The organism is Corynebacterium sp. c25Ua_89 (genome assembly GCF_047459735.1).
Lineage (GTDB): Bacteria > Actinomycetota > Actinomycetes > Mycobacteriales > Mycobacteriaceae > Corynebacterium > Corynebacterium simulans.
On the sequence record NZ_JASBOD010000002.1, the window covers coordinates 131,269 to 157,693 of the forward strand.

Annotated in this window: 22 protein-coding genes; 14 read left to right on the forward strand and 8 right to left on the reverse strand. The window is 58.0% G+C overall.

Translation table 11 applies throughout. The features are described 5' to 3' along the window. Positions 1-9 precede the first annotated feature (9 nt). The 4 genes from QKB66_RS03445 to QKB66_RS03460 all read left to right on the forward strand — a co-directional run bounded on the left by QKB66_RS03445 (position 10) and on the right by QKB66_RS03460 (position 9,118). Positions 10-5,016: a DEAD/DEAH box helicase gene (locus tag QKB66_RS03445; protein WP_414252687.1), complete on the forward strand. Its 5,007-nt coding sequence runs from the start codon at positions 10-12 to the stop codon at positions 5,014-5,016. Between the two features lie 241 nt (positions 5,017-5,257). Further along, entirely contained in the window at positions 5,258-5,497 is a 240-nt protein-coding gene (locus QKB66_RS03450) for a hypothetical protein (protein ID WP_070433139.1), read from the forward strand. Continuing rightward, positions 5,494-6,483 carry a putative toxin-antitoxin system toxin component, PIN family gene (locus tag QKB66_RS03455; protein WP_414252688.1) on the forward strand — a complete coding sequence of 330 codons (990 nt, stop codon included), beginning with the start codon at positions 5,494-5,496 and terminating at the stop codon, positions 6,481-6,483. The genes QKB66_RS03450 and QKB66_RS03455 overlap by 4 nt, the downstream gene beginning before the upstream one ends. 193 nt (positions 6,484-6,676) lie before the next feature. Further along, on the forward strand, positions 6,677-9,118 hold the full coding sequence (locus QKB66_RS03460) for a DUF262 domain-containing protein (protein WP_414252689.1): 2,442 nt from the start codon (positions 6,677-6,679) through the stop codon (positions 9,116-9,118). Positions 9,119-9,160: 42 nt separating this feature from the next. Here QKB66_RS03460 and QKB66_RS03465 read toward each other — a convergent pair whose 3' ends face one another. Then, positions 9,161-9,493: an NmrA family NAD(P)-binding protein gene (locus QKB66_RS03465; protein ID WP_248091844.1), complete on the reverse strand. Its 333-nt coding sequence runs from the start codon at positions 9,491-9,493 to the stop codon at positions 9,161-9,163. On the opposite strand from QKB66_RS03465, the gene QKB66_RS03470 reads away from it, so the two are divergent. Beyond that, positions 9,492-9,851 carry a hypothetical protein gene (locus tag QKB66_RS03470; protein ID WP_414252690.1) on the forward strand — a complete coding sequence of 120 codons (360 nt, stop codon included), beginning with the start codon at positions 9,492-9,494 and terminating at the stop codon, positions 9,849-9,851. The two genes, QKB66_RS03465 and QKB66_RS03470, sit on opposite strands and share 2 nt — an antisense overlap. A 14-nt stretch (positions 9,852-9,865) precedes the next feature. Here QKB66_RS03470 and QKB66_RS03475 read toward each other — a convergent pair whose 3' ends face one another. From QKB66_RS03475 to QKB66_RS03500, 6 genes are all read right to left on the reverse strand, one after another. Further along, positions 9,866-11,044 (reverse strand): aminotransferase class I/II-fold pyridoxal phosphate-dependent enzyme, encoded by a 1,179-nt coding sequence (locus QKB66_RS03475; RefSeq protein WP_414252691.1) that lies wholly within the window; start codon positions 11,042-11,044, stop codon positions 9,866-9,868. Continuing rightward, positions 11,041-11,799: a 6-carboxyhexanoate--CoA ligase gene (locus QKB66_RS03480; protein ID WP_414252857.1), complete on the reverse strand. Its 759-nt coding sequence runs from the start codon at positions 11,797-11,799 to the stop codon at positions 11,041-11,043. The genes QKB66_RS03475 and QKB66_RS03480 overlap by 4 nt, the downstream gene beginning before the upstream one ends. A gap of 194 nt (positions 11,800-11,993) precedes the next feature. After that, positions 11,994-12,629: a hypothetical protein gene (locus QKB66_RS03485; RefSeq protein ID WP_414252692.1), complete on the reverse strand. Its 636-nt coding sequence runs from the start codon at positions 12,627-12,629 to the stop codon at positions 11,994-11,996. A gap of 123 nt (positions 12,630-12,752) precedes the next feature. Beyond that, a complete protein-coding gene (locus QKB66_RS03490) occupies positions 12,753-13,217 on the reverse strand; it encodes a hypothetical protein (protein WP_414252693.1) in 465 nt (154 codons plus the stop codon). 138 nt (positions 13,218-13,355) lie between these two features. Further along, positions 13,356-15,149 (reverse strand): DEAD/DEAH box helicase, encoded by a 1,794-nt coding sequence (locus QKB66_RS03495; protein WP_414252694.1) that lies wholly within the window; start codon positions 15,147-15,149, stop codon positions 13,356-13,358. A gap of 8 nt (positions 15,150-15,157) precedes the next feature. Continuing rightward, positions 15,158-15,409, reverse strand: coding sequence for a DUF3039 domain-containing protein (locus QKB66_RS03500; RefSeq protein WP_049192065.1), 252 nt, complete (start codon positions 15,407-15,409; stop codon positions 15,158-15,160). Between the two features lie 48 nt (positions 15,410-15,457). Here QKB66_RS03500 and QKB66_RS03505 point away from each other — a divergent pair, with 48 nt between their 5' ends. The 9 genes from QKB66_RS03505 (at position 15,458) to galE (ending at position 25,275) form a co-directional block, all read left to right on the forward strand. Next, on the forward strand, positions 15,458-15,922 hold the full coding sequence (locus QKB66_RS03505; protein WP_414252695.1) for a DUF3099 domain-containing protein: 465 nt from the start codon (positions 15,458-15,460) through the stop codon (positions 15,920-15,922). Positions 15,923-15,968: 46 nt separating this feature from the next. Next, positions 15,969-17,585 (forward strand): methyltransferase, encoded by a 1,617-nt coding sequence (locus tag QKB66_RS03510; RefSeq protein ID WP_414252696.1) that lies wholly within the window; start codon positions 15,969-15,971, stop codon positions 17,583-17,585. After that, positions 17,585-18,040 carry a D-aminoacyl-tRNA deacylase gene (dtd, locus tag QKB66_RS03515; RefSeq protein WP_061922952.1) on the forward strand — a complete coding sequence of 152 codons (456 nt, stop codon included), beginning with the start codon at positions 17,585-17,587 and terminating at the stop codon, positions 18,038-18,040. The genes QKB66_RS03510 and dtd overlap by 1 nt, the downstream gene beginning before the upstream one ends. 436 nt (positions 18,041-18,476) lie before the next feature. After that, positions 18,477-19,832, forward strand: coding sequence for an HAAAP family serine/threonine permease (locus QKB66_RS03520; RefSeq protein ID WP_062044191.1), 1,356 nt, complete (start codon positions 18,477-18,479; stop codon positions 19,830-19,832). A gap of 54 nt (positions 19,833-19,886) precedes the next feature. Further along, the gene (locus QKB66_RS03525; RefSeq protein ID WP_248091825.1) at positions 19,887-21,260 is read left to right on the forward strand and encodes an L-serine ammonia-lyase; all 1,374 of its coding nucleotides are present in this window, start codon (positions 19,887-19,889) and stop codon (positions 21,258-21,260) included. A 130-nt stretch (positions 21,261-21,390) separates the two neighbouring features. Then, complete coding sequence (locus QKB66_RS03530) at positions 21,391-22,131, forward strand: transcriptional regulator (protein WP_414252697.1); 741 nt, start codon at positions 21,391-21,393, stop codon at positions 22,129-22,131. Positions 22,132-22,313: 182 nt separating this feature from the next. After that, the gene (locus tag QKB66_RS03535; protein ID WP_061922959.1) at positions 22,314-23,327 is read left to right on the forward strand and encodes a sigma-70 family RNA polymerase sigma factor; all 1,014 of its coding nucleotides are present in this window, start codon (positions 22,314-22,316) and stop codon (positions 23,325-23,327) included. A 283-nt stretch (positions 23,328-23,610) separates the two neighbouring features. Continuing rightward, entirely contained in the window at positions 23,611-24,291 is a 681-nt protein-coding gene (locus tag QKB66_RS03540; RefSeq protein ID WP_311518832.1) for a metal-dependent transcriptional regulator, read from the forward strand. Then, positions 24,292-25,275, forward strand: coding sequence for a UDP-glucose 4-epimerase GalE (galE, locus tag QKB66_RS03545; protein ID WP_414252698.1), 984 nt, complete (start codon positions 24,292-24,294; stop codon positions 25,273-25,275). It abuts the gene before it with no gap. Here the strand turns inward: galE and QKB66_RS03550 are convergent. Continuing rightward, complete coding sequence (locus tag QKB66_RS03550; protein ID WP_414252699.1) at positions 25,272-26,375, reverse strand: DUF4192 domain-containing protein; 1,104 nt, start codon at positions 26,373-26,375, stop codon at positions 25,272-25,274. The genes galE and QKB66_RS03550 overlap by 4 nt on opposite strands. Positions 26,376-26,425: the final 50 nt, after the last annotated feature.

The following is a 26,425-nucleotide window of genomic DNA, read 5'->3' on the forward strand; positions in this document are numbered from 1 at the left end:
ATGGACACCATGTCTGCTTTCGGTGAAGTCCTAGCCCAGCTCCGTGAAAATCAGCCTCAAGGCTCGTACGGCATTAAGTTCGAAAAGTTAATGGTCAACTACTTCCGAACCGATCCCGTCCTCCAGGAGCAGTTCTCGGAAGTCAGCCGTTGGAGCGATTGGGAGTTCAACGGCGGTAAGCAAGACACCGGCATCGACCTCGTTGCCCGGCGCGCCGATGACGACGCGTGGGTTGCCATCCAGTGCAAGTTCTACAAGCCGGATACCTATATCCAGAAGCGTCACCTTGATTCCTTCTTTGAGGCATCCGGACACTCGTTTACTACAGACAAGGGCACAGAATCCTTCGCACAGCGGATCATCATCTCCACGTCGGAGCGATGGTCAAAGAATGCTGAGGAGATGCTGGAGCACCAGCTCATCCCAACCAACCGTATCGGCACGGCAGCGATTGCAGAATCCCCTATCGACTGGGATGTGACCTTCCCGGGTTCTGAGATCGAAATTAACCTCACCCGGCGCGAGGTTTTCTCCCCGCGCCCGCACCAGCAAGAAGCGATCTCGAAGGCTATCGCAGGCTTTGAAACACACGACCGTGGAAAGCTCATCATGGCGTGCGGTACGGGAAAGACGTTTACCGCCCTGCGTCTGGCGGAGCGCTTCGCGGAGCTCAACGGCAACAAGGCCCGCGTCCTCTTCCTCGTTCCCTCCATCTCCTTGCTCTCGCAGACGTTAAAAGAATGGACCGCACAGAACCAGGAGCACCTGCCGCTGAAGTCCTACGCAGTCTGTTCGGATACGAAGGTCTCCAAGAAGGCTGAAGACATTGCCTCCTATGACTTGGAGGTTCCGGTCTCTACCAACGGCAAGAACATTGCCGAGCGCACCGCGCAGGGCAAGCGTCGTGCCGGTATCAACGTCATCTTCTCCACGTACCAGTCCATTGAGGCCATTCACGAGGCCCAGGAACTCGGCATGGACGACTTCGATCTCGTCATCTGCGATGAAGCTCACCGCACCACCGGCGTCACCCTCGCCGGGGAGGATGCCTCCAACTTCGTGAAGATTCACGACGAAAAATACATCAAGGCTAGCAAGCGTCTCTACATGACCGCGACTCCCCGCCTGTTCGATGACAATATAAAGGGCAAGGCCGCTGAGCATTCCGCGGAGCTTGCCTCCATGGATGACGAGGCCATCTACGGCCCCGAGTTCTACCGCCTCGGCTTCGGCGAGGCCGTGGACAAGGGTCTACTCACCGACTACAAGGTTCTCGTCATGACCGTCGAGGAAGACATCGCCGCCGACGTCCTCGCTACCAACCCCACCAACGAAATCAACCTCACCACTGCCTCTGCCATGATCGGCGCGTGGAACGGACTCGCGAAGCGTTCGGGTGCCGAGCAAGACACCAAGTCCGGCTTTGAAGCGAACGCCCAACCCATGCGCCGCACCGTTGCCTTCGCCAAGGACATCAAGGCCTCGAAGACCATCCAAGAGACCTTCCCCACGCTCATCCGCCAGTACCAGGAGCAGCTCAAGGACCACGCCGCCACCAACGACGTCAGCCTGCTCAACATCGATCTTCAGGTCGCCGTCGAGCACGTCGATGGCACCATGAACGCCCTCGAGCGCGGCAATAAGATCTCGTGGCTTGAGTCCTCCATCCCCGAAGACGAAACCCGCATCCTTACCAACGCCCGCTGTCTCTCCGAAGGCGTGGACGTCCCCGCCCTCGATAGCGTCATCTTTTTCCACCCGCGCAATTCCATGGTCGACGTCGTCCAGTCCGTCGGCCGCGTCATGCGCAAAGCCGAGGGCAAGGACTACGGCTATATCATCCTGCCCGTCGCCATCCCGCCGGGAGTCTCCCCGTCCCAGGCGCTCAATGACAACACGCGCTTCCGCGTGGTCTGGCAGATCCTCAACGCTCTGCGCGCCCACGATGACCGCTTCAACGCGAAGGTCAACTCGATTGCGCTCAACGAGAAGGTCGAGCTGCCCATCGATGTTCAGCCCGTGTCGAACCCGAAGCCAGACGACGACGATCGGGCCACGGCCAAGAATAGGCTCAATGCTTCCGATACCTCCCCAACCGGCCAGTCCGAAGCTTCCAGCGAGCAGGAACTCACCGCGGAGCAAATGACGCTGTTCTCCCTCGAGGCCTGGCAGGAAGCCATGTACGTCAAGCTGGTCGACAAGGTCGGTACGCGTACTTATTGGGAAGACTGGGCTGACGATGTCGCCACGATCGCCGAAGCACAAATCGCTCGCATCAAGGCACTCATCAATGCTGCGGACGACACGATCCGCAAGGAATTCGAGGTCTTCATCGAGGGGCTGCGCGGGAACCTCAACGACTCGATTACCGAGGACGAAGCCATCAGCATGCTCTCGCAGCACCTGATCACCGCCCCAGTCTTCAACGCGCTGTTCACCGAGCACGACTTTGCCGCGCACAACCCCGTCGCCCGCGTCATGCAGCGCATGGTCGACGCATTGTCCGACGCCAAGCTCGAGTCTGAAACCGAATCCCTCACCAAGTTCTACGAGTCCGTGCGCGTGCGCGCCTCCGAGGTCTCCTCCGCTTCCGGCAAGCAGCAAGTGATCAAAGACCTCTACGAACGATTCTTCCGTAAGGCCTTCAAGAAGCAGTCCGAGGCCCTCGGCATCGTCTACACCCCGGTCGAAATCGTCGACTTCATCCTGCGCTCCGCGGACCAAATCTCCCGCTGGCACTTCGGCAAGGGCCTTACCGACGAAGGCGTCCACATTCTCGACCCCTTCACCGGCACCGGCACGTTCATGGTCAGACTCCTCCAGTCCGGCCTCATCGAGCCGGAGGACCTCGCCCGCAAGTACGCGACCGAGCTCCACGCCACTGAGATCATGCTGCTCGCCTACTACGTCGCCGCGGTCAACATCGAGACCACCTACAACGCACTCCAGGGCGAACGCGCCCAACGCAATGGCGAACCCGAGCCCGAGTACGTCCCCTTCGACGGCATCGCACTTGCCGATACCTTCCAGATCCACGAAGAAGGCGACATCCTCGACCTTAAGGTCTTCAAGGAAAACAACGCCGCCATCCAACGGCAGATCGACGCTCCTATCAATATCATCATCGGCAACCCGCCCTACTCCGTGGGCCAGACGAGCGCGAACGATAACAACCAAAACCTCAAGTACCCGACGCTCGACAAGCGCATCGAGGAAACCTTCGCTGCCAACTCGTCCGCTACAAACAAGAACTCACTGTACGATTCCTACCTCCGCGCCTTCCGCTGGTCAATCGACCGACTCGGTACACACGGCGTCATGGCGTTCGTGTCCAACGGCGGCTGGATAGACGGAAACACCGCCGATGGGGTGCGCCTTTCACTAGACGACGAACTCAGCGACATTTACGTGTACAACCTTCGTGGTAACCAACGTACAGTCGGCGAACAGTCCCGCAAAGAAGGCGGCAAGGTATTCGGTTCCGGCAGCCGTAATACCGTTGCCATCATTATCGCCGTTAAACGTGAAATCCCCGACGATGTGTGTATCCACTACCGCGATATTGGCGACTACCTCAGTGCCGACGAAAAACTTGCGATTGTTGATCGCTCCACGCTCGATAATGTCGATTGGCAAATCATTGAGCCCAATATTTACGGGGACTGGCTCAATCAGCGCGATGAGGACTTCGAGACGTGGCCTGTCCTTGGCGACAAGAAGTCGGATGACATTCCAGCAATCTTCAAAAATTTCTCTGCAGGTTTAAAGACTGCCCGTGATTCGTGGTGCTACGGACCTTCGCGCGCATCAGTAGCAACAAAAATGAAGGTACTGATCGATACTTACGCGGCCGCACGAAATTCATTCTCTGAATGGGTGCAAACTAACAATGTTTCAAAGCCCAAAGAGCTCGACGTAAACCAATTCTTGTCCGAGAATCCTCAATATACAGATCTCTCTCGAATTTCTTGGAACCGCAGCCTTAAGCAACAGCTTGCGGCGGAAAAATCTATCTCTTTCGACAAGGAACGCATCGTTCAATCTCTGTATCGACCAGAAAACCAACAATTTGTGTATTTTGATCCACCGGTCAACGATATGGTTTACCAACTGCCAAGGATTTTCCCTACTGCAATCCACGAGAATCTCGGGATCATGATGACTGGTCCAGCGGCTATGTACCAATACACTTTGCTGGGGTCCAAACTGTTGCCTAACATGCATTCCCTGCATTCCGGCCAATTCTTCCCCCGCTGGACCTGGGAACCCATCAAGGCGCCGGAGGGCGAGCTGGACTTTGGGTTGGGGGCATCGGAAGGCTGGGAGCCTGGTATGGAAGGAGAAATCCTCGACGGGTACCGGCGTGTGGACAACGTCACGGACGAGATACTTGGGATTTACCGTGAGGCGCTGGGCTCGGATGTGACAAAAGACGACATCTTCTACTTCGTCTACGGGCAGCTGCATGACCCGGGGTACCGGGAGAAGTACGCCGCGGACCTGAAGAAGATGCTGCCGCATATCGAAACGCCGACGTCGCGGGCGCGGTTCGAACAGCTGGCTGCCGCCGGCCGGGAGCTCATGGATCTGCATGTGAACTACGAGGACGTGGAGCCGTGGCCGGTCACGGTGGAGGTGAAGGCATCGGCAGACGAGTCCGACCGCGAGACGTGGCGCGTGCAGAAGATGAAGTGGGCGAAGAGGAAGGACTCGGAGACGGGTAAGAACGTCAACGATGTAACGACGTTGGTCTACAACAAGTCCGTGACCGTGCGCGACATCCCGGCCGAAGCGGACGAGTACATGCTCGGCTCGCGGTCTGCGCTGGCGTGGATTATTGACCGGTACCAAGTGAAGAAGGACAAGGCATCGGGAATCGTCAACGACCCCAACGACTGGGCTGACGAGGTGGGAAATCCGCGGTACATCGTGGACCTCATCGCGAAGGTCACGCGCGTGGCGGTGGAGACTGTACGAATCGTGGAAGGAATCAGGGAGGTTGGCGAAAATAAGTAGCTCTGGGGGACGTGCCATCGATTAAACCGGGGTCGAGCCTACGCCTCAGTACAGCGCGGGCGCTTCCTCCTTTTAGTCTCTGAAAGAATCATTTCAAGGCCACCAATTCTGCTCGGCGAGACAGAGTATGTCTCGCACATGCAGGTGACAGGCCGAGGCTAGCTGTATGTCGTAATGTCAGGTAATATAAGTTCCAACTTTTGCCTCAGACTTTCGCCGATAAGGAAAGGTGGACAGAGCCATGAATCGCAAAGACGCAGCACGTAAGCGTCTTCTTGAAAGCGCTCAAAAGTCTGCCGCCTCTGTCGAAGTACTTAGCGACAACGAACTTGCTACAGCAGCCTACCGTCAGCTTCTCCGCACAATCGATGCTCAATCTGAGCCCCTTGATCCCGGTGCTGCGGAAGCGTTTGCTCATGAAGAAATCGCCACTATGCGAATGGAAAAGAGGACCCGTACCGCCTTGGGAGCAGGTAAGTGACCGAAGAGCTTCAACAGATAGCAGCACACAGAAAGTTGCGTCTGGTTGTTGATACTAACCTCTTTATATCGTCTTTGCTGTCACCTCGCGGCTCCGTGCGCGCGCTGATTGAAGCATGTTTTGCAGGAAAATTTGAGCTGCTCTACTGCGAACGCCTTCTCCAGGAGATTGAAGACGTTATTTCTAGAGCAAAATTTCGGAAGCACTTCACTGTAGAAGAAGGCCTATCCCTCATCGATGCCATCGTCCTTGTCGGGACAGAGGTTCCGGACCGCGAGGAGCAAAAACTACCGCGAATCTGCGATGACCCCGATGACAACTTCCTTTTCGCTCTCTACGAAGACGGTAACGGAGACCTCCTTGTTAGCGGCGACAAAGATGTCCGCAAAGCCGCAGTCAGCGCACTTTGGGTTACCAGCGTCGATGGCAAAATGGCAGCCACTCTCCTAGAGAATAGGAAGGCTTGGGGATCCGAACTTCTCAGAGGTGATAGTGAGAGCGGATGGGAGGCTATCGAAGCAGCGGGAAATCGGGCTATTTTCAACGCCGTTAATTTCCTATTCGAGGTAATAGAGGGCATTAAGTCCAAAAAATTTGACCGTGAACTACTCGCCCAAGCCGTTGTCCCCGGCACCGCAACTGCGTGGCTTGATGACTTCGAATCAGCTCAGTCATTGTTAACGAACCGCGCATTCGGTACTCACCCGATTATCATCTCGCCCGAGATTGTTGCCATCAAACTGGTGCCTGATCTTGGAGATTCCTACGTCGCGCTGCGGCCGACTGCACCGATCGAAAACGCCGTTTTCCTCACACTTGAGCGTTGCCCAGACCTTCTCGATAACAAAGGGAACGACGCTCTCGGCCTTGATGGTTGGAGAGCACACAGCATAGGGCCACGATTCTTACAGCCCAATGAAGTCCGGCCTCCAACGGATGCAGTACGCAAGAAGGCAGTTCAGTCGCTACGCGGTTCGCGAAACTAAGCAAGCCCCAGAAAACAGATCACCATAATTTTCGACCCCTTTGGAGTCTTTCACGCGCACACCTTTCGTTAATTTTTATGCAGAGTTCTCTCTTCAGTTCCTAATCAGCCTTTCGGCTGCAGGCAGGCGTTGCGCCCTATATCGTTGAAAGGATTGATTCACGTGCACCATTAGCGAGGGGAGCCGCAGCCGCATGAAGGGCGAAGTCAAACAGGCATATACCATTTTCGACAGCGTCGAGAAAGAACTCATTATCCCTGTTTATCAACGCAATTACGACTGGTCAAAGAAGCAATGTGAGCGACTATTCGACGACCTGGAAACTCTGATTACGGAGAACAGAGAACGTCACTTCTTCGGCTCGATCGTTGGCAACCCCGAGACATCGTTCAAGTGGGTCGTTATTGATGGCCAACAGCGCCTCACCACGCTGAGTCTCTATATCCTCGCGCTCACTCACCTGTTGGATACCGGTGTCGTAACCTCCAAAGACCCCGAACTCGCACGGCGGTTGCGTACTAGCTATCTCACGAAAAACAGCTCGACCAACGAACCAAAATTCAAGCTCAAACCTGTAAAGAACGACGCGACCGCTTACAAGCGTTTGTTCGGCGATGAGTCGATGTTCATCGAGGACAGCAACCTCACGGCAAATTACCGGTACTTCCTCGAGCGAATGAACAAGACCAAGCTCACCGGCGATCAACTGTGGAACGCCATCGAGCGACTTGACCTCATGATTCTCGATCTAGAGTCGCACGATGATCCACAACGCATCTTCGAATCGCTCAACTCGACAGGCCTTGCGTTGAGCGAAGGCGACAAGATTCGCAATCTCATACTCATGGGCTGCGAGCACCAGTTACAGACGACGCTGTACGAGAACTACTGGAATCCGATGGAAAAGAATATTTGGTACCTCACGGACTGGTTCATCCGCTGGTACCTAACAATCAAATTGTCGCGGACTCCCAAGCGCAACGAGGTCTATGACGAGTTCAAGGCATACTTCAAAAAGCAAAGTTCCGATGTCCAGACGGTACTCGCCGACATGTACGAGTATTCCCAGTTCATGCGCGAGATCTGTGGATCCGACACGAAGAATGCCGCGCTGGACGCACAGCTCGAACGATTTAATTTCATCCGCGGCGATGTTCTGCTTCCGCTTCTCTTGCCGTTGTATCGCGACGTCAAGCTTGGCAAGCTTTCAAGAAACGAATTTTCGCGCATCATTCGACTACTGGAGATCCATATCTTCCGCCGTACGGTCGCTTCTGTTCCGACGAACTCGCTCAACAAGGTCTACGAGACCATGTACAACGACATGCGGAAGATTCGTGGAGAGAAAGATACGGCGTACGACGTGCTCACCTATCTGCTCCGACGCCGCGACGGATCGTCCGGACGCATTCCCAGCGACGAAGAATTTAGCGCTGAGTTCCGCACCCGTAATATGTACAACATTCACAAAAATGTGCGCGCTTATCTTTTCGATGTTCTCGAAAACGGGGATTCCAACGATACGAAGGACATCGCAACCGCGCTCGAGAACGGCAATATCAGTGTCGAGCACATTATGCCGCAGACGCTCAATGCGCAGTGGAAAGAAGAACTCGGAGAGGACTTTCAGGAGATCCATCAAACGTGGGTAAACCGCATTGGAAACCTCACTGTCACTGGTTACAACTCCGCGTACTCCAACTCCAATTTCATTACCAAGCGTGACCGTGAGAAAGGCTTCCGAGAAACCGGTTATCGCCTCAATGACGATGTAAAGACGAAGGACAAATGGGACCGGGCAGCTATGGAGCAGCGTACCGACGCACTTTTGCGCCGCGCTCTCAACTACTGGTACCTCCCCAATTCCGACTTTATCCCCAAGCGCGAAGTGCTCCCTACTGAGCCGATGGGCGACGATGCGAACTTCACTGGGCGCTCGATCAGCGCCTTCGAATGGGAAGGCATCAAGATCCCTGTCAAAACCTGGGCCGAGTTCGTCCACATGCTGCTTAAGTTGATGGCCGAACGCTACCGCACGGAACTGATAAACTTCGTCGAACAAGCATCAGGAACTCTCGTGCTTACTAAGTCCGGCTACGCGTACTCGAGCCGAGTGCGTGAAGTTGATGCAGGTCTGGGCGTCGTCCTGTCTACATCGACCGATCAGAAAATTTCCTTCCTCCGTAGACTCTTCGATCATCTTCAACTAGATACCAACGAGGTCATCCTCACGCTGAGGAAGACAGCAGGCGAATCACAACGCAACGAGGAAGAAGCCGAATCGAAATACTCTGCACTCACCGTGTTCAAGAGCATGGCGGACGATTTTGGTTCCCAGAACATCACTCCAGAAGACACGCAGCAATTCGAGAATCAATTTGCTGAAGCGTTGGAGAAGTTCCGTCCAGATGAACCTGCCACTGTACTGGGAACGAAACCGCTTTCAGAGCTTGAGACAGCTGAGGGAATTGCAGCTGCCAGCGCCGCGGAGATTATTGCGGCTATCTGTCTAACCTACGACAAGCCGCCGGTGTATTTCCCCAACGCAATGTTCCACGCCATTGCAAACGGACACATGTCAATGTGGCTTGCGCGACTTGAAGACATTGATGCTGCCGTGGACGAGAACCACTAAAGCATAAGACACCACGTTCGTTGGGAACATCGAATCTTCCGATTAATCACGGCGCCCTTCACCTCGGGCGCCGACGGCGGAGTGGGCGACAGTGCGGGCGGCATCGGCAAGCGCGATGAGTTTGATAAGCCAATCTTCGACCTTGACGGTGTCGTCTTCCTCGCTCGGGGAGGCGGGGTTGAGGACGAACTCCATCCGCTGCGCGGAGTTGACGACCGAGGTGGGAAGATCGGTCTCACGCACGAGCTTATCCTGCGCCGCCTTCGCCGCGTAGTACGGGAACTTCGTATTCTCGGGCTTGTCGAGGTTAGTGATGGACAGGAAGACGAGATGGCCCACGCCGGTGTGCGGGCACGCGTCAATAATGCGGCGCATGACGGTCGCCTCAGCGCTCCTCGTTCCCGTAATCGCGATGGCGACTTATGCAACCAGCTTCAGCAGCATCGATAACAGGGCCTGGCTCAGCTTCGTGTTCCTAGCGTTGTACTTTTCGGACACCGTCCCTCTAGTGCAATCCATGGTGTGTGAGCGTAAGACGCCAGGTTTCACGCAGTTCTCCATCCTCATCCATGCTGGCTGCGCCCTCGCTTTTGCCGCCATAGTCGTAGCGCTGCTAACCAAAGAGTTTCTCAACATCTTTACCGCTACAGGGTTTAGTGCCTTCGGCCATCACATAATCTGGCAGGCAGCACTAATGGAACTAACTCTCATTGTGATGGTTACTTTGTGGTGAGCGCCGCGGTCTCGTTATTGAGGCGCGGGGCCTACTGCATCGACAATGAGCGCAATATCTTCCTCGGAGTAGTCGGCATGAGCTGTAAGTCTTAGCAATGCCTGTCCGAGCGGTACCGACGGATAGCGGATCGGAGAAACAATTACTCCCCTTTCAGCTGCCTGTGCCGCACGCTCCATTGCTGCGTCCTCAGCGCCTACTGGCAAGACGATAATAGGTGCAGGCGAGTCCACCACTTTCCATCCGTTCGCCCGCAGACGCTGCCGAAGGTTGTGCACGACGCGGGCAAGCCGTGGCACTCGCGAAGGAACAAGAGCTAACGCCGCCCTAATAGCAGCCGCCTGCGATGGTGGCATGGACGTTGAGAAGATATAGCTGCGGCAGCGTTGGCGGCATAGCTCGATAAGTGGCTCACTGCCCGCGACGAAAGCGCCCGCCACACCTAAGGCTTTGCTCGCGGTACCGATATAGATATCCGGCAAGGACAAATCGAAATGCTCACAAACGCCGCGTCCATTTCTGCCAAGTGTGCCGATCCCATGCGCGTCATCGATCATCAACCAGGCGTTGTAATCCTGAGCAAGTTCCTGAAGCGCCTGAAGATTCGCAAGCTCGCCGGACATGGAAAATACGCCGTCACTGACAATCAATCGGCGCTCCGATGCATCGGCAGCAAGCTGCTCTTCTAAGGTTTTCACGTCGAGGTGCGGATAAACAGATGACCGGACCCCTTGGTAGCTCGACTTGGCCAGCCGGATGCCGTCGATGATGCTCGCATGATTATCAGCGTCAGAGAAAATAGAAAGTCTCTCGCCACAATCTCGCGCAGCTGCAGCAAGCGCAGGGATTACTCCCATGTTGGCGTGGTAACCCGAGCCGAACACGAGCGCTGCCGGCGCACCAACAAACCCAGCCAGATCACGCTCGAGCGCGACATGATAATCACTCGTACCCGTGGTCAGGCGCGATCCTCCTGACCCCACCCCGGCGTGCAGCGTTGCTTCGTGGGCCGCGTCGGCAAGCGCGCGATTCGCCCCGAGCCCCAGGTAATCAGACGATCCCGCAAGCAGCGTTTCACGCCCATCGACCACGGTGCGCGGACTTTGACTACCGCTAATGACCTTTTCGGTTCTTTCCAGACCACGCTCACACCACGAAGCATTGGAACTAAATGCCCAGTCTTCCAGGCTCATTGCCAAGAACCTTCCACAAGGACAGGCTTTTCACGCAGCCACTGCTCTGTCGCCGGAAGCGCACTAAGTGCGCCTGAATAGAACAAGACACGTCCACCTTGCTTCCCGCCTTCAGCCTTGACGTTGTGCAAAGCCGTATAGGAACCTTCGACCGCTACATAACCCGTGGTGTAGCTCGGGTCATCGGAAATACAGACTTCCGCGACTATGCCCGGCGCAGCAAGAGCCTTGGACGCTAAAGCAACGGCATCAGCCCGATGGTTCTTCGACTCGGCACAAAGGAAATCAGCCCAATCAAATGTTCCCACCCGAACACCACGTTGCCCATGAATGTCTAGACGCTCGCCGGTTTCAGCACAGACGATGCTCGCACCGCGCATATCGCGGGTGCGGTACAGAAGCTCGATACCTCGGCGGGCTGCGCTCTCGGAAACTCGGTTGTTCTTAGCGAGCACGGCTATCATCGCTGTTTGTGCAGACTCCGGGTTCTCGCAGTCCCGTGTACTAACTTTCAAGGCACTGACATGAGCAATGTCGCTTGCTGCAACCGCCCTCGTAGCAATGTTGATGGAATCCGGCACGCCCTTTTCGTGCCGCAACGCACGAGTAGCAAGCTCTGAGCTCACACGAGGAACAAGGTGCGGTTCTACGATGCGTTCTGCACCCGAGATATGCCTACCTTCAAGGCTTGCACGCATCTTGATACTCATCAGCACAGTCGAGGTTTTTGCCATGCAGGTATCGTAGCCCAGCATCTTGAACACCGTTCAATAATTATCGAAACAGGGTTAATCCCCTCTCCTAGTTCCGCTCGGAAACGCACTTACCGACGCCAAGTGACGGTGCGACTGCGACTTCCACGAGACATCAAGAACCCCCACGTGCCTTCCAACCACGTATATGGTCGGGGCTCGTGGGGGTTACTTAGTGCAGTGTGTGGGTATTTCCCTTACTGCTGCGCTGCGGTGCCCAGGGTATCCTCCATGCAGGCCTGCTGCTGGGCAGGGTCCTGCAGCTCCAGGCACTTGTCGGCGCCAGTGTCGCCGAGGACCTTCACGCCGAGGGCCATGACGGCGATGGTGCCACCGAGAGCCAGAATGGAAGTAATCAGGCCGACGATGGACATCCAGGTGCGTCGCAGCTCCTTCGGGCGCTTGCCGCCAACGACCAGCGCGATGATGGAGACGATGATGCCGATTGGGCCAAGCAGCAGCGGCGGAACAATCAGCAGCAGGGACAGCAGCGCGATGATGCCAATGACCATCGCCCAGATAGCAACGGCGTTCTTCTTTGCCGGCTGGCTGTCAGCACCAGCGTAGGCCGGGTAGCCGGTGCCAGCGGCGGTTGCGTTAGCGTCCGTGGCGTATGCGTCGTGCGCGGTGTGGTCGTTTACGGCGCCGTGGCTGTTAGCAGAGTCGATATCGTGTGCAGCGTCGTGAGCGCGCTCCTCGTTAGCCTTGGAGGTTGCCTCACCGTAGGAGGGCAGCTTGCTGGTGCTGTCGCTGCTAAATGGGTTCTTTACGTTGTCCGGGTTCTCTGGGTTGTTCAGGTTGTTCGGGTTCTCTGGGTTGTTCGGGGTGGTCATGTGGTTGGCCTCCTTGGGGCAGCCCTAATTGCGTGCTTTTTCAAATACGTGCGTTTAATAACTTATGCGTTTGCAATCGCTTCCGGCCACGTTACTTACGGAACCTGTGAAATCACTGGCAATCTAGTTTTGAGTAGCGCCGTTCAAAGAATCTTCCATGCAGGCTTGCTTTTGCGCTGGGTCATCGATGGTCGTGCACATTTCAGGGTCAGGCGTCATCGTCCAACCAATGTGCGTATACAAGTAAATCGAGAAAGCAACGGACAAGATTAAAGCGATAATTGAGGTAATCAAGCCGGCGATGGACATCCAGGCGCGGCGCAGCTCTTTTGGCCGCTTCTTGCCTTTTAGCAATGCGATGATGGAGACGATGATGCCAATCGGCCCCAGCAGCAGCGGTGGAACAACTAGGAGTAAAGACACCAGCGCAATGATGCCGATTACGAGAGCCCAAATAGCGATCACGCTTTTCTTTTCGGCTTGAGGTTCACCGACACCACCACCGGCATAGGCCGGGAATACCGCACCTTCGGCGCTGTCGGAATTCTTCCCGTTGCCCGGGGTGTGAGGGTCGTTCGGGGTGGTCATACGCTTGGCCTCCTTGAGTGCAGCCCACAAGCCTTAATCGTGTTATCGCTAATCGTTCTATTGCTTTTGACTACTGCTTTTGACTAAGTTGCCCACGCTGGGTGCGCTCCACGCTAGGAGTGCACCGCGTCGCGTCACCTACCACTTGCGCAGGTACTCGATGCGCTGGCGCAGTTGCTCGGCGTCGCAAAGCGCGGTGGGTGGGCCGCCGCAGGCCTTGCGCACCTCAGTGTGAATGGCGCCGTGGGGGCGGCCGGTGCGCTGCGCGGTAATGGAGACAACGGTGTTGAGCTCCTTGCGCAGGTTGCCAATCTCATCCACCACGCCGGTGGATTCTTGGTTGTTGGCTGGTTCCTCACGGCGCTTCGGGGCGTACTGCATGCCGTAGAGCTTGCGGCGCTGTTCCTCAGCGGCCTCAGCAGCCCGGCGCGCCTTCTCCTCTGCTTCGCGGCGGTCGAGTTCCTCCGACTGCTTTTTGCGCAGCAGGTCCTTGACTTGGTCGGCGTCGAGAAGCCCAGGAATGCCCAGGAAGTCCGCGTCGACGTCTTCGGTGATGTCGCCGGTGTTGAACTGCGAGCCGTTAAACAGTAAGCCGGAAAATTCCGCCTCAGCACCGAGGGCCTCGTAAGAGGGCTCAAGCATGTCGGGCTCAGACTTCTTAGTATTGGCCTCCGCCAATAGCTCGTCGTCCCAGCCCTCTTTATCGGGGCTCTTTTCCTCACCCAGGACATGGTTGCGTTCCTTTTCCATGTTCTCAGCCAGGCCCAGCAGCACCGGCACGGAAGGCAGGAACACCGAGGCGGTCTCACCAGGCATACGCGATCGCACGAAGCGGCCGATTGCCTGCGCGAAGAACAGCGGAGTCGAGGCCGAGGTGGCGTAAACGCCAACCGCTAGGCGCGGGACGTCGACGCCCTCAGAGACCATGCGCACTGCCACCATCCACTCGTCGGTGGACTTGGAAAACTCCTCAATGCGGTCCGAGGAGCCCGGGTCATCGGACAAAATCACCGAGACCGGGGTCGAGGAAATCTGCTTCAGCAGCTTCGCGTAGGCACGCGCGGTCTGCGTATCGGTAGCCAGCACCAGGCCGCCGGCGTCCGGCATGTTGCGGCGCATCTGCATAAGACGCGTGTGTGCGGCCTGCAGCACCGCCGGGATCCACTCGCCCTTCGGGTCCAGCGCCGTCTTCCATGCACGGGCTGTCTGCTCAGGGTTCAAGATATCGCCCAGACGCGCGGCGTATTCCTCACCCGCGGAGTCACGCCAGCGCGCCTCGCCCGAGTAAGACAAGAACACAACGGGGCGCACGACGCCGTCGCGAAGCGCATCGCCATAATTATAGGCGTGATCCGAGCGAGAGACCAGGTGGCCCTCACCGTCCTCCTCGTAGCGCACGAAAGGAATCTGCGAGTCATCCGAACGGAAAGGCGTACCGGTAAGCGCCAAGCGATGCTCGACGTCGTCATAAGCCTCGCGCACGCCGTCGCCCCAGCTCTTGGAGTCACCGGCGTGGTGGATCTCATCCAGAATCACCAACGTACGGCGCGCCGAAGCCACCGCGCGGTGCTTGAACGGGTGCATGCCCACCTGGGCATAGGTCACCACGATGCCATCCATCGCCGGGTTCACGGCAGAAGAATTCGAGAAGTTCGGATCCAGCGCCAAGCCCACGCGCGCGGCCGACTGGGACCACTGAATCTTCAGGTGTTCAGTAGGCACCACGACGATGACGCGCTCGACCGTGCGGTCTTCCATCAGCTCCGTGGCAATGCGCAGCGCGAAGGTGGTCTTACCCGCGCCAGGCGTTGCCACGGCCATGAAGTCCTGCGGCTTCTTGGCGAGGAACTTGTCGAGGGCGGCCTGCTGCCAGGCGCGTAGCTTTCCGTTGTTGGCGAATCTTCTGGGGTTGCGGGACACAGAATTACTCACCGGGCGGCTCACTTGCGGCGCAGGCCCTTGTACACGCGCTCACAATCCGGGCATACCGGGGAGCCGGGCTTTGCCTGCTTGGTTACGGGGAAGGTCTCGCCACACAGCGCAACGACGTACTTACCGTTGACTGCGGAGTCCAAAATCTGGTCTTTCTTTACGTAATGAAAGAACTTCGGGGTGTCATCAGAAGTGGACGTGTCCTCGCGGACGTCGGGGCGTTCAATCGTCTTAGTCGTCGTACTCACTCCACCAATCATGCCGCATCGGTGTCGAAGTTCGCACCTCGCCCGTCTACCCTTGTACGCATGTCCCCCAAGAACTCGCGCGATAGGTTAAGCCGAAATTCCTCCGGCACCCCACAAACGGGGCGGCGCGGATGGGCGCGCCCTTTCCGACGCCGCGAAGCCCACCTCATCACCACCGCCCAGCTCTCCCCGGGCCAACAGTTGCATCGGCGCGAAGTCATCTATTCCATCCTGCAGTTTCTGCGCGTGCCCTCCCTCCTCATAGGCGGCGCGCTCATGTACTTCTTCGACGCCTGGCTCGCCGGCACCTTAATTATCGCCGTTACCTTCCCGCTGCCGTGGATCGCCGTGGTAATTGGTAACGCGCAGGGCCAGCGCAAGGACAAGCGCGAAAAGAACATCTATAAGCCGGCGCTTGCCCGCCAGATGGCGCAAATGCAGGCAGAGCAACTAGCCCAGCCCAAGCGCGAGGGCATCGAGCAGCGGTCTGCCGAGACCATCGATCATGACGATGACTCGCAATAATCGGCATAGATAAACAGATAAAGAAATAAGGCTGGAGAAAAAGACAATGACTAAATTTGGACCTGACTTCAATCCCGAGCTCCCCGTCGCTGCCGTCGCCGCGGAGCTTGGCGAGTTCTTAAGCTCCCACGATTTCACCGCCGACGGCATCGCCGGGCACTTGGGCCCCGAGTACACCGAGGCGCTTCACCGCGGCGAGCCGGCCGCCGTGGCCCTGGGCGCTGCGGGTGATACCACCTTGGACGCACTAATCCGCCTGTTTATCCTGCACGAGGCCGTGGCTCCGACGCAGCTTTCCGACGTCCTCGGCGCCCGCCTTGCTACCAAGCTCATGGATGCAGGCGTGGCGCAGCTGGACGAGTCCGGCAATGCCTACATTGCCTATGACATCCGTCCACACATCATCGTCGGCACCAACCGCCTGGTCTTCTCTGACGTGGATGCTTCCCTGGTGGACCACGTCCCGGGCTCCGAGCACGTGCTCGGCGTGGGAGCGGCGAGCCTCTCGCTTTTGCAATCGACGCCGCTTACCCCGGTGGAGACCGCATTAGACCTAGGCACCGGCTCCGGCGTACAGCTGCTCGGCCAGCTTTCCACCGCCGCCCACGTCACCGCCACCGACCTCCACTCCCGCGCTCTGGACCTCGCGCGCGCCACGCTGGCCGCCGCAGGCCCCGCGGCAGAAGAAAAGGTCGAGCTGCTACAGGGCTCCTGGTTTGAACCTGTAGCCGGCCGCCGCTTCGATCGCATCGTGGCCAACCCGCCTTTCGTGGTGGGCCTGCCGGAAGTCGGCCACATCTACCGCGACTCCGGGCTAAACCTGGACGGCGCCAGCGAGCTCGTGGTCTCCCAGGCAGTCGAGCACCTCGCACCAGGCGGCAGCGCACACATCTTGGGAGCATGGGTCCACCAAGGCGAGCAGTCCTGGCAGCAGCGCGTGGCCTCCTGGCTGCCGGAAAAGGGCGTGGCCGCCTGGATAATCCAGCGCGACGTCGCCGACCCTGCCCTCTACGTCTCCACCTGGCTCAAGGACGAGTCAGTGGACGTTCGCAGCGACCTCGGCCGCGAGCGTGCCCGGCTTTGGCTTGAGCACTTTAACGAGCACGACGTCACCGGCATAGGCTTTGGTTTTGTGGCCATCCAGCGCATCGACGATGACGAGCCTTCCGACGTCCTCGCCGAGTACATGCCGCAGCCTTTCACCGATCCCCTAGGCCCAGAAGTAGAGGAATACTTCGCGCGCGTGGCCTGGCTGCGAGGTCTTGTCCCGGGCGAGCTAGAGACCAAGCACTTCCAGGTCCGCCCCGGCGTGGCCCGCGAGGACGTGCAGCTTCCCGACGCCGAGTTGGGCATGGGCTTTTCCCCCGCCGCGCTGCGCCTTACCCGCACGGAGGGCCCACGCTGGTCCCACGACGTCGACAAGCACATCGCGGCCATCGTCGCCGGCTTAAACCCAGCGGGGCTCTCCCTTGGCGAGACCATCGAGCTCTATGCCGCAGCCCAGGGCTTCGATGAGGAGGAGCTGGTGGCCTCCGCGCTGCCGGCCATGGTTGACCTCATCCGCCACGGCCTCATTATCCCCACCGAGCTGGCCCCGTTCTGCAACCTCGAGGCAGGCGCGGTCGCTGCCGGCCAAAACCTAACTGCGGAGGAGGAAGACTAATGCGCGCAGTTTTAACCCGAGTATCCAGCGCTTCAGTGATCGTAGATGGCGAGGTCGTAGGGGCTATCGACTGCCCAGAAACCGGCGGGCTCCTCGCACTTGTGGGAGTATCACGCGAAGACACTGCAGTAAATACTGCAGAGCTAGAAGCCAAGATAGAGAAGATGGCGCGCAAGATTGCCGAGCTACGCATCCTCGAAGGCGAGAAATCCGTCGAGGAAGCAGGCGCTCCCGTGCTGGTAGTTAGCCAATTTACGCTCTATGGCAAGACTGCTAAGGGACGCCGCCCCTCTTGGTCTGATGCCGCGCCCGGGGATGCAGCAGAGCCTGTGATTGAGAAAATCATTGCAAGACTTCTTGCACGCGGCGTCCACGTTGAGACCGGAAAGTTCGGCGCGATGATGGAAGTTGCATCCGTCAATCAAGGCCCTTTCACCGTTCTGGTGGAAACTTAAAGGGGATCAATTAACCCCAAGGGGCGATTAATACATCCGAGCGCAGGTGCTTTTACCTGCGCTTTTTCTTTTTGTCTGTGACGTAGTTCATTGTTTAATTTAGAGTGTTGAACAAAGCACAATCTGGCGCAAAACTCAAATTTTAAGGGAGTGATAAAAAACGTACTTGCAATGCGATAATTTATTATCAAATCTTCTCCAAGCAGGCTTATGATAAAGACACAGCGAAGCAACAAGGGCTGAAGCTGCAGGACACAGAGTTAAAAAGTCCAACTGCAGTTGCAAAATTGTAGCCGCGAGAAAATTCTCAAGACTTGCAAAGTTGCGCCAAGCTCTAAGGCTTCGGTCGATCAACTAGAGACATCAAGGAGACCAAAAAATGTCTCACTCAGTCTTGCGGAAAGACACCGCTAACCATCCGGAGAATGAGCCAAACATGCCTGAGAACATGAAAACCTCAAAAGCAGTCAAAGCTGAACAAGCCGCAGGATTCGATCCTGCAGAATCCCCATTCGCCGGCACCACCGGCGCACCGAAGTGGAACAACTCCGACCTAACCTGGATGCTCTCCCTCTTCGGCACCGCAATCGGTGCAGGCGTTCTGTTCCTCCCAATCAACGCCGGCATCGGCGGCATCATCCCGCTCATCATCATGACGGTTGTTGCCCTGCCGATGACCTACTGGGCACACCGCGGCCTGGCGCGCCTGGTTCTCTCCAGCTCCAAGCCATCCGGTGACCTGACCGACGTCGTCGAGGAGCACTTCGGCATCAAGGCAGGCGTGTTCATGAACATCCTGTACTTCCTGTCCGTCTACCCCATCCTCTTGGTCTACTCCGTGACCATCACCAACACGGTTAACTCCTTCTTGGAGCACCAGCTCGGCATCACCCCGCCGGACCGCTGGCTGACCTCCCTGCTGCTCGTCGGCGGCCTCATCCTCATCGTCCGCATGGGCAAGGATGTCATCGTCCACGTCATGTCCTGGCTGGTCTACCCATTCATCGCCGTCCTGGTCCTCCTGTCCATCTACCTCATCCCGAAGTGGAACACCGCACTGTTCGATTCCTTCGACCTGAACGTTGCCCGTGAAGCTTCCGGCCACAGCTTGGGCGTCACCCTGATGCTCCTGGTTCCGGTTATGGTCTTCTCCTTCAACCACTCCCCGATGATTTCCTCCTTCGCAGTTGACCGCCGCGAGACCTACGGCAAGTTCGCTGAGGTCAAGGCACGCACCACCCTGCTGCGCGCAGAAATCCTGATGGTCGTCGTCGTTATGTTCTTCGTCTTCTCCTGCGCACTGTCGCTGTCGCCGGCCGACATGGCAGAAGCAAAGGCCCAGAACATCACCATCCTGTCCTACCTGGCTAACCACTTCGATACCCCAATCATCCAGTGGATTGCACCGATTATCGCAATGATTGCTGTTGCAAAGTCCTTCCTCGGCCACTACCTCGGCGCTGCTGAGGGCTTCGAAGGCCTCATCCTCAAGGGCAACAAGAACCTCGACAAGGACGACGCTGCAACCGCTCGCAAGCTCGGCACCATCACCCTCATCTTCATGCTGATTACCGCATGGTTGACCGCTTGGGCAGACCCATCCATCCTGGGCATGATTGAGACCCTGTGCGGCCCGACGATTGCACTCATCCTCTTCCTCATCCCGATGTGGGCAATCCACAAGGTTCCTGCACTGCAGCGCTTCAAGGGCCAGGCTTCCAACTACTTCGTCTTCTTCATGGGCCTGGTAGCTGTCGCCACCATCCTCTACACCATCGTCCAGGCTTTCTAAGCACTAGAAACCCCCGGACCCCCCTCTCCCCCTCGGAAGATTCAAGGAAAAGCAATGTTCATCAGCATTTTCGATATGTTCAAGATCGGCATCGGCCCCTCAAGCTCACACACGCTTGGCCCAATGAAGGCTGGTAAGGCGTTCGTAGATGAGCTCAAAGAAAAGGACATCTTCGACCACGTCACCCGCATTCAAGCTAACGTGTACGGCTCCCTCTCGCTTACCGGCATCGGCCACTCCACTGATAAGGCCATCCTCCTGGGCCTGGCCGGCGAGGTGCCAGAGACCGTAGACATCGACGGCATCAACGAATTCGTAAAGAACGTTCGCACCTCCGAGAAGCTCATGCTCGGCGGTACCCGCGAGGTCGATTTCCCGAAGGAAGGCGGCTTCTACTTCCACAACGAGTACCTGCCGATGCACGAGAACGGCATGTGCCTCATCGCCTTCAACGGTGATGAAGAGCTGCTCCACAAGACCTACTACTCCATCGGCGGCGGCTTCATCGTCTCCCAGGAAGACTTCGCCAAGCGCGGCGAGGACAACGTCAAGGTTCCTTACGCCTACGCAAGTGCACAGGAAATGCTCGACCTTTGCGAGCAGCACAACCTGACTCTTCCGGAGCTGGGCATGGCCAACGAGCTGGCACACGCCACCGAAGAAGAGGTCAAAGAGCACATGCGCAAGGTCCGCGATGTCATGTACACCGGCATCGAGCGTGGCTCATCAACCGACGGCCCGCTGCCTGGCCAGCTCCTCGTCCCGCGCCGCGCTGCTGCTCTGCGCCGCATGCTGGAAAAGGATGAGCCGCACGATGGCCTCAACATCCTCGACTGGGTCAACATGTTCGCGCTTTCTATCTCCGAGGAAAACGCTTCATGTGGCCGCGTGGTCACCGCTCCTACCAACGGCGCTTGCGGCATCGTCCCAGCAGTCATCGCCTACTACGACAAGTTCGTTGAGCCGGTCACCGAGGAGATGTTCTCCGACTACATCTTCGCCTGCAACCAGATTGCTTCGCTGTACAAGATGAATGCATCCATCTCGGGTGCAGAGGTTGGTTGCCAGGGCGAGGTCGGCGTCGCCTGTTCCATGGCCGCTGGCGGCCTGGCTCAGCTCATGGGCGCTACCCCAGAGCAGGTCTGCATCGCAGCCGAAATCGCTATGGAGCACAAGCTTGGCCTGACCTGTGACCCGGTTCTGGGCCAGGTACAGATTCCGTGCATCGAGCGCAACGCCGTCGCTGCAGTTGACTCCATCACCAGCGCCCGCATGGCCCTTGAGCGCGAGTCCAAGCCATGCGTCAGCCTCGATGACGTCATCTGGACGATGTACAAGACGGGTAAGGATATGAACGCCAAGTACCGCGAGACCTCCCAGGGTGGCCTTGCACTGGCTATCCACCCACCTATCCCAGTCTGCGGCTAATACTGCCGTAAGGCACACCTTGAGCGGGTGAACACAGCGCTTGGCCCCTCGTGTTTACCCGCTTTTTGTCGTGTTAATATCTATTCAACTTTCTTGAAGTGTCAGGAACTTAAAGGACATGCTTCAGCTGATGAATGAACTCAACAGTCATGGCATAGACCAAGATTTCCTCGGGCAGTACGTACCACTCGTCGAATTTCTAGGCCAGGCCATGGGCCCAAACACTGAAATCGTTCTGCACGATCTCGATGTCCCAGATCAGTCAATCATCGCCATTGCGAACGGCCACATCTCCGGCCGCCAGATTGGCGGGCCTGTAACTGATTTCGCCCTGTGGTTTATGAAACAAGGCGACGCCTCCGCCGTCCCCATGATGACCGGCTACCGGGCCGTCAACGCGGAGGGCAAGATTTGCCACTCCTCTAGCTACTTCCTGCGTGATGAGACGGGCCACATGCGCGGCATGCTGTGCATCAACGTCGACATCTCGGATCTCGTAGCAATCCGCAACGCCGCCAGCTCCCTCATCGGCAACACGGAAGAAGCGCCGGACAAGACCCAAGCCTTCGGCAGCTACCCGGGAGCACACGCAGCCCAGGCTGCCGTGGCCCCACAGCCAGAGCCAGAGGAAACGGTCAGCGAATCGTTGCGCGACAACGTAGAGAACCTGTTGGACTCCATGCTGGATTCCGCGATTTCTACCCAGTCCGTGCCTGTCCGACGCATGCAGCGCGACGAGCGCATCGAGGTCGTTCGCGCCCTCGAAGATAGCGGCTTCTTCCTCTTGAAGGGCGGAATCGCCGCCGCGGCAGAGCGCCTTCGAGTCTCCGAGCCGACCATCTACCGATACTTGGTCAAAGTGCGTAGCTAGCCGGCCCCAATGGCCAACTGCAAGGTCAAACTGCCCATGCCATGAGTGAGCCCTCCCCCGTATGCGGGGAGGGCCTCCTTTATGTCTGCACTACTTTTGAATAATTTTCTAACCCGGGGAACTAAACGCGCAAGCGCTTCGTTGTACCTCATGTACAAAGCCGCAACCTCAGGAGGCTAGAGATGGCTGAAAAGTCCCACACCAAGGCCGCTGACCTTGGAAACAATTCAAATGAAGAGGAGCCGGAGGTAGACCGCGGCTCACGCCGCAACCAGACCAATGACAACCCTTCCGCCGACTTGGTCCGTGTTTATCTCAACGGCATCGGCAAGACCGCACTGCTTAGCGCTGAAGATGAGGTAGAACTCGCCCAGCGCATCGAGGTTGGTCTCTACGCCGAATACAAGCTGGCGAATGCAGAAAAGGTCACCCGCGCCGAAAAGCGTGATCTCAAAATTCTGGTCCGGGAAGGCAAGAAGGCACGCTCCCACCTGCTGGAGGCAAACCTCCGACTCGTCGTTTCGCTTGCGAAACGCTACACCGGCCGCGGCATGCCACTTCTGGATCTCATCCAGGAAGGCAACCTGGGCCTTATCCGCGCCATGGAGAAGTTTGATTACGCCAAGGGCTTTAAGTTCTCCACCTACGCCACCTGGTGGATCCGTCAGGCCATTACCCGCGGTATGGCTGACCAGTCCCGCACCATCCGTCTGCCAGTCCACCTGGTAGAGCAGGTCAACAAGCTCTCCCGCATCAAGCGTGAGATGTACCAGTCCCTAGGCCGCGAGGCCACCAATGAGGAGCTGGCTGAAGAGTCCGGCATCGAGGAATCCAAGATCGAGATGCTGCTGCGTCAGTCCCGCGATCCTGTCTCACTCGACATGCCGGTGGGCACCGATGAGGAAGCACCACTGGGAGACTTCATCGAGGACGCCGAAGCTACCGACGCCGAATCCGCCGTTGTGGCGGCCATGCGTCACTCCGATATCCGCGGTGTCATCGACACCCTTGAGGAGCGCGAGCAGGACGTCATCCGCCTGCGCTACGGCTTGGACGACGGTGTCCCGCGCACCCTGGATCAGATTGGCCGCAAGTTCGGCCTTTCCCGTGAGCGTGTGCGCCAGATTGAGCGCGAGGTCATGGCCAAGCTGCGTGACGGCAACCGTGCTGACCGCCTGCGTGAGTACGCGCTCTAATCTTTAGCCCTCTCCTGAGAAAATCTCTTCGCCCTGTCAGCTACTTCGCCTTTAATAGGCAGTAGCCGACAGGGTTTCGATCTTTTATAGGTAGAATATGTGAAATTGCACCGCGCCGAAAGCAAGAGATGCGTTTATCCCTTTCGGAAGCAGGCTCGGCAAAGTGCGGTATTGTTTAGTTATTGTTCGAAGGCGCCGCGAGCCATGTCGACCGCACCGAAAGGTGCGTTCCGGCCTTTTTGCTCACCGCGCCTTTCACCATCGTGCAGAAAGGTATGCCCACGTGAGGGACCTAGTTGATACCACTGAAATGTACCTGCGTACCATCTACGAGCTCGAGGAAGAAGGCATCACGCCCCTGCGCGCGCGTATCGCCGAGCGCCTTGAGCAGTCAGGGCCCACGGTATCTCAGACCGTTGCACGCATGGAACGCGATGGACTGCTGCACGTGCGCACCGACCGCAGCCTCGACCTCACCGCCCAGGGCCGCGAGCTCGCCACGGCCGTGATGCGCAAGCACCGCCTCGCGGAGCTTTTGCTTACCGACGTCCTGGGGCTCGACATCCACAAGGTCCACGACGAAGCCTGCCGCTGGGAGCACGTCATGAGCGAGGAAGTAGAAAAGCGCGTTGTCGCCGTGCTTTCCGACGCCACCCGCTCCCCCTTCGGCAACCCCATCCCGGCGTTGGATCAATTAGGCATCGAGGTTGGCGAGGTACCGAGCGGCACCCGCGCCATCGACCTTCCCAACGGCGTAGAGACCAAAGCTACTATCACGCAGATTAACGAGATCCTGCAGGTAGATTCCGCCACCTTCCGTGATATCAACGCAGCCGGCGTCGTCGTGGGCGCGCCCGTCACCGTGGTCAACGCCAACGGTGCGGTGACCCTTACCACCGAATCAGGCGCCAAGATTGAGTTGCTCGACGATCTGGCACACGCTATCCGCATTGAGGTGAAGTAAATGAAGCTCCTAGTCACTGGCGGCGCAGGCTACGTCGGTTCCGTCTGCGCGGCGGTTCTGCTGGAAGCAGGCCACGAAGTCACCATCATCGATAACTTCACAACCGGCAACCGCGAGGCAGTTCCGGCGAACGCGCGCCTGGTAGAAGGCGACGTCGCCGACGTTGCCGATGAGGTGCTTTCCGAGGGCGGCTTCGACGGAGTTGTCCACTTCGCCGCCCGCTCACTGGTTGGCGAGTCGGTGGAAATCCCTGCCGACTACTGGGAGCACAACGTTGTCACCTCCCTGAAGCTGCTCAACGCCATGCGCGCTCACGGTGTCAACAACCTCGTCTTCTCCTCTACCGCCGCCACCTACGGCGAGCCGCAGCAGGTGCCTATCACCGAGGACATGCCGACCCAGCCCACCAACCCTTATGGCGCGTCTAAGCTGTCCATCGACTACATCATCACCTCCTTCGCCAAGGCTTATGGCCTAGGCGCTACTTCGTTGCGCTACTTCAACGTCGCGGGCGCTTACGGCCTCATCGGCGAAAACCGCGAGGTGGAGACCCACCTGATTCCGCTGGTGCTGCAGGTAGCTTTGAGCCACCGCGACAAGATCTTCATGTTCGGCGATGATTACCCCACCACCGATGGCACCGCCGTGCGCGATTACATCCACATCCGCGACCTCGCCGAGGCGCACCTGCTCGCGTTGGAAAGCAACGAGCCGGGCACCCACCGCATCTACAACTTGGGCTCCGGCGATGGCTACTCCGTCAAGCAGGTCATCGAGATGTGCCGCGAGGTCACCGGCCACGAAATCCCGGCAGAAATTGCACCCCGGCGCGCCGGCGACCCAGCCACCCTGGTGGCGTCCTCCGAGAAGATCAAGGCCGAACTGGGCTGGAACCCCACCCGCACGGATCTGCGCACCATCGTCACCGATGCCTGGAACTTCACCAAGCAGCTCGGTGATAAGGCTCATTCCGCCAAGCGCTAAGCCACTTTGCCGTCCCGGGCTTGCAGCGCCATGGAACGCGCAACCCCAGAGGAATGGCGCAGAGCTTCGGTCAGCTGGCTTGCTAGTCCCTTGCGGTAGAGCTGGTGGACCAGATTGCCGAAGGTATGCTCTGGGGCCTCCTCCAACAGGATATTCAGCGCTGGCCCTGCCAGCTGGTAGCGCTCCATCTGCAGCTGCGCGATGGCATAAAGCACCAGCGCGTTATAGCGGATGACTCCCTCGAAGGTCTTCGCCGTGGCCAGCATCAGGATGGCCGCTTTGTCCGGCCGCTCGCAGAGCTTCTCGATGACCAGGTCGCGCGACCACGTGGTGGCCAGCCAGGTGGCGGCGGTCTCGAGAGCCTCGACGTCGCCAAGCGTGGCGTGTAAATCCTGCACCGCGCGCAGCTGCCACCACGCATCATCCAGGAACTCCTCAAGCGCTACCTCTGGGTCATCCTCGTAAAGCTCGATGTCCTCGCGGAATTGCTGTGCCGCGGCCCGTGCGCGCTCTGCAATCTCGCGGCCCAACACCGTTCCTACCTGGTTATTGCCCGGCGCGAGCTTGGCGTAGAGCTCCTCGCGCGTTAGCTCTGGGATAAAGTCCTTATCCACGCAGTGGTGCATGGTGGGCGCAGAAGTCAGCGGTGGAATCTTTCCTTCCTGCCAATTCTTCATCGGCCCCTTGCCCTCGTGGTTGACGGCGCCGAAGAGGATTTCATAGCTGCCGCCAGTGATGATCTCCGGGGTATGCCAGGCGGCGTCGATGTCCATGCCGTCATTGTGCTTGTGCAAGCCGTACATCCACTCGGCCAATGCGTCGACTTCGCTGGGTGGGCGCTGGGTGATAAAGAAGGCGAAGACGCCCTCGGTGCGGTCGGTGGTAATTGTCTGCCAGACTTCCTCCGTCGCCGCCTTGGCGTCCGCGAAGTCCACGCGTGCGACGGGGCCCAACGCTATGCCGTGTGGGGAAGGCTCGAAGGTTAGAAAGACTACGGAATCGGTGGGATAGAACCCGAGCACTCCTGGCAGGTTGGCCAAAAGGTGTCCCGGGGTGTTGATCGGTGGATAGCTGTGCTGATGTGTGCCTTGCTTGCTCATAGCACTCACTATGCGCGAGCGCGCGGGCCACACACTAGGGTCAGTTTTCC

What these genes read in the sequence shown, in the direction of transcription:
- QKB66_RS03470 (WP_414252690.1), top strand. Translation starts at nt 9,492, where the DNA reads ATGACGGTCGCCTCAGCGCTCCTCGTTCCCGTAATCGCGATGGCGACT.
- QKB66_RS03520 (WP_062044191.1), top strand. Translation starts at nt 18,477, where the DNA reads ATGCCTGAGAACATGAAAACCTCAAAAGCAGTCAAAGCTGAACAAGCC.
- QKB66_RS03465 (WP_248091844.1), bottom strand. Translation starts at nt 9,493, where the DNA reads ATGCGCCGCATTATTGACGCGTGCCCGCACACCGGCGTGGGCCATCTC.
- QKB66_RS03445 (WP_414252687.1), top strand. Translation starts at nt 10, where the DNA reads ATGTCTGCTTTCGGTGAAGTCCTAGCCCAGCTCCGTGAAAATCAGCCT.
- QKB66_RS03505 (WP_414252695.1), top strand. Translation starts at nt 15,458, where the DNA reads ATGTCCCCCAAGAACTCGCGCGATAGGTTAAGCCGAAATTCCTCCGGC.
- QKB66_RS03530 (WP_414252697.1), top strand. Translation starts at nt 21,391, where the DNA reads ATGAATGAACTCAACAGTCATGGCATAGACCAAGATTTCCTCGGGCAG.
- QKB66_RS03450 (WP_070433139.1), top strand. Translation starts at nt 5,258, where the DNA reads ATGAATCGCAAAGACGCAGCACGTAAGCGTCTTCTTGAAAGCGCTCAA.
- QKB66_RS03460 (WP_414252689.1), top strand. Translation starts at nt 6,677, where the DNA reads ATGAAGGGCGAAGTCAAACAGGCATATACCATTTTCGACAGCGTCGAG.
- QKB66_RS03525 (WP_248091825.1), top strand. Translation starts at nt 19,887, where the DNA reads ATGTTCATCAGCATTTTCGATATGTTCAAGATCGGCATCGGCCCCTCA.
- QKB66_RS03550 (WP_414252699.1), bottom strand. Translation starts at nt 26,375, where the DNA reads ATGAGCAAGCAAGGCACACATCAGCACAGCTATCCACCGATCAACACC.
- QKB66_RS03535 (WP_061922959.1), top strand. Translation starts at nt 22,314, where the DNA reads ATGGCTGAAAAGTCCCACACCAAGGCCGCTGACCTTGGAAACAATTCA.
- dtd (WP_061922952.1), top strand. Translation starts at nt 17,585, where the DNA reads ATGCGCGCAGTTTTAACCCGAGTATCCAGCGCTTCAGTGATCGTAGAT.
- QKB66_RS03510 (WP_414252696.1), top strand. Translation starts at nt 15,969, where the DNA reads ATGACTAAATTTGGACCTGACTTCAATCCCGAGCTCCCCGTCGCTGCC.
- QKB66_RS03485 (WP_414252692.1), bottom strand. Translation starts at nt 12,629, where the DNA reads ATGACCACCCCGAACAACCCAGAGAACCCGAACAACCTGAACAACCCA.
- QKB66_RS03490 (WP_414252693.1), bottom strand. Translation starts at nt 13,217, where the DNA reads ATGACCACCCCGAACGACCCTCACACCCCGGGCAACGGGAAGAATTCC.
- QKB66_RS03500 (WP_049192065.1), bottom strand. Translation starts at nt 15,409, where the DNA reads ATGATTGGTGGAGTGAGTACGACGACTAAGACGATTGAACGCCCCGAC.
- QKB66_RS03480 (WP_414252857.1), bottom strand. Translation starts at nt 11,799, where the DNA reads ATGCTGGGCTACGATACCTGCATGGCAAAAACCTCGACTGTGCTGATG.
- QKB66_RS03475 (WP_414252691.1), bottom strand. Translation starts at nt 11,044, where the DNA reads ATGAGCCTGGAAGACTGGGCATTTAGTTCCAATGCTTCGTGGTGTGAG.
- galE (WP_414252698.1), top strand. Translation starts at nt 24,292, where the DNA reads ATGAAGCTCCTAGTCACTGGCGGCGCAGGCTACGTCGGTTCCGTCTGC.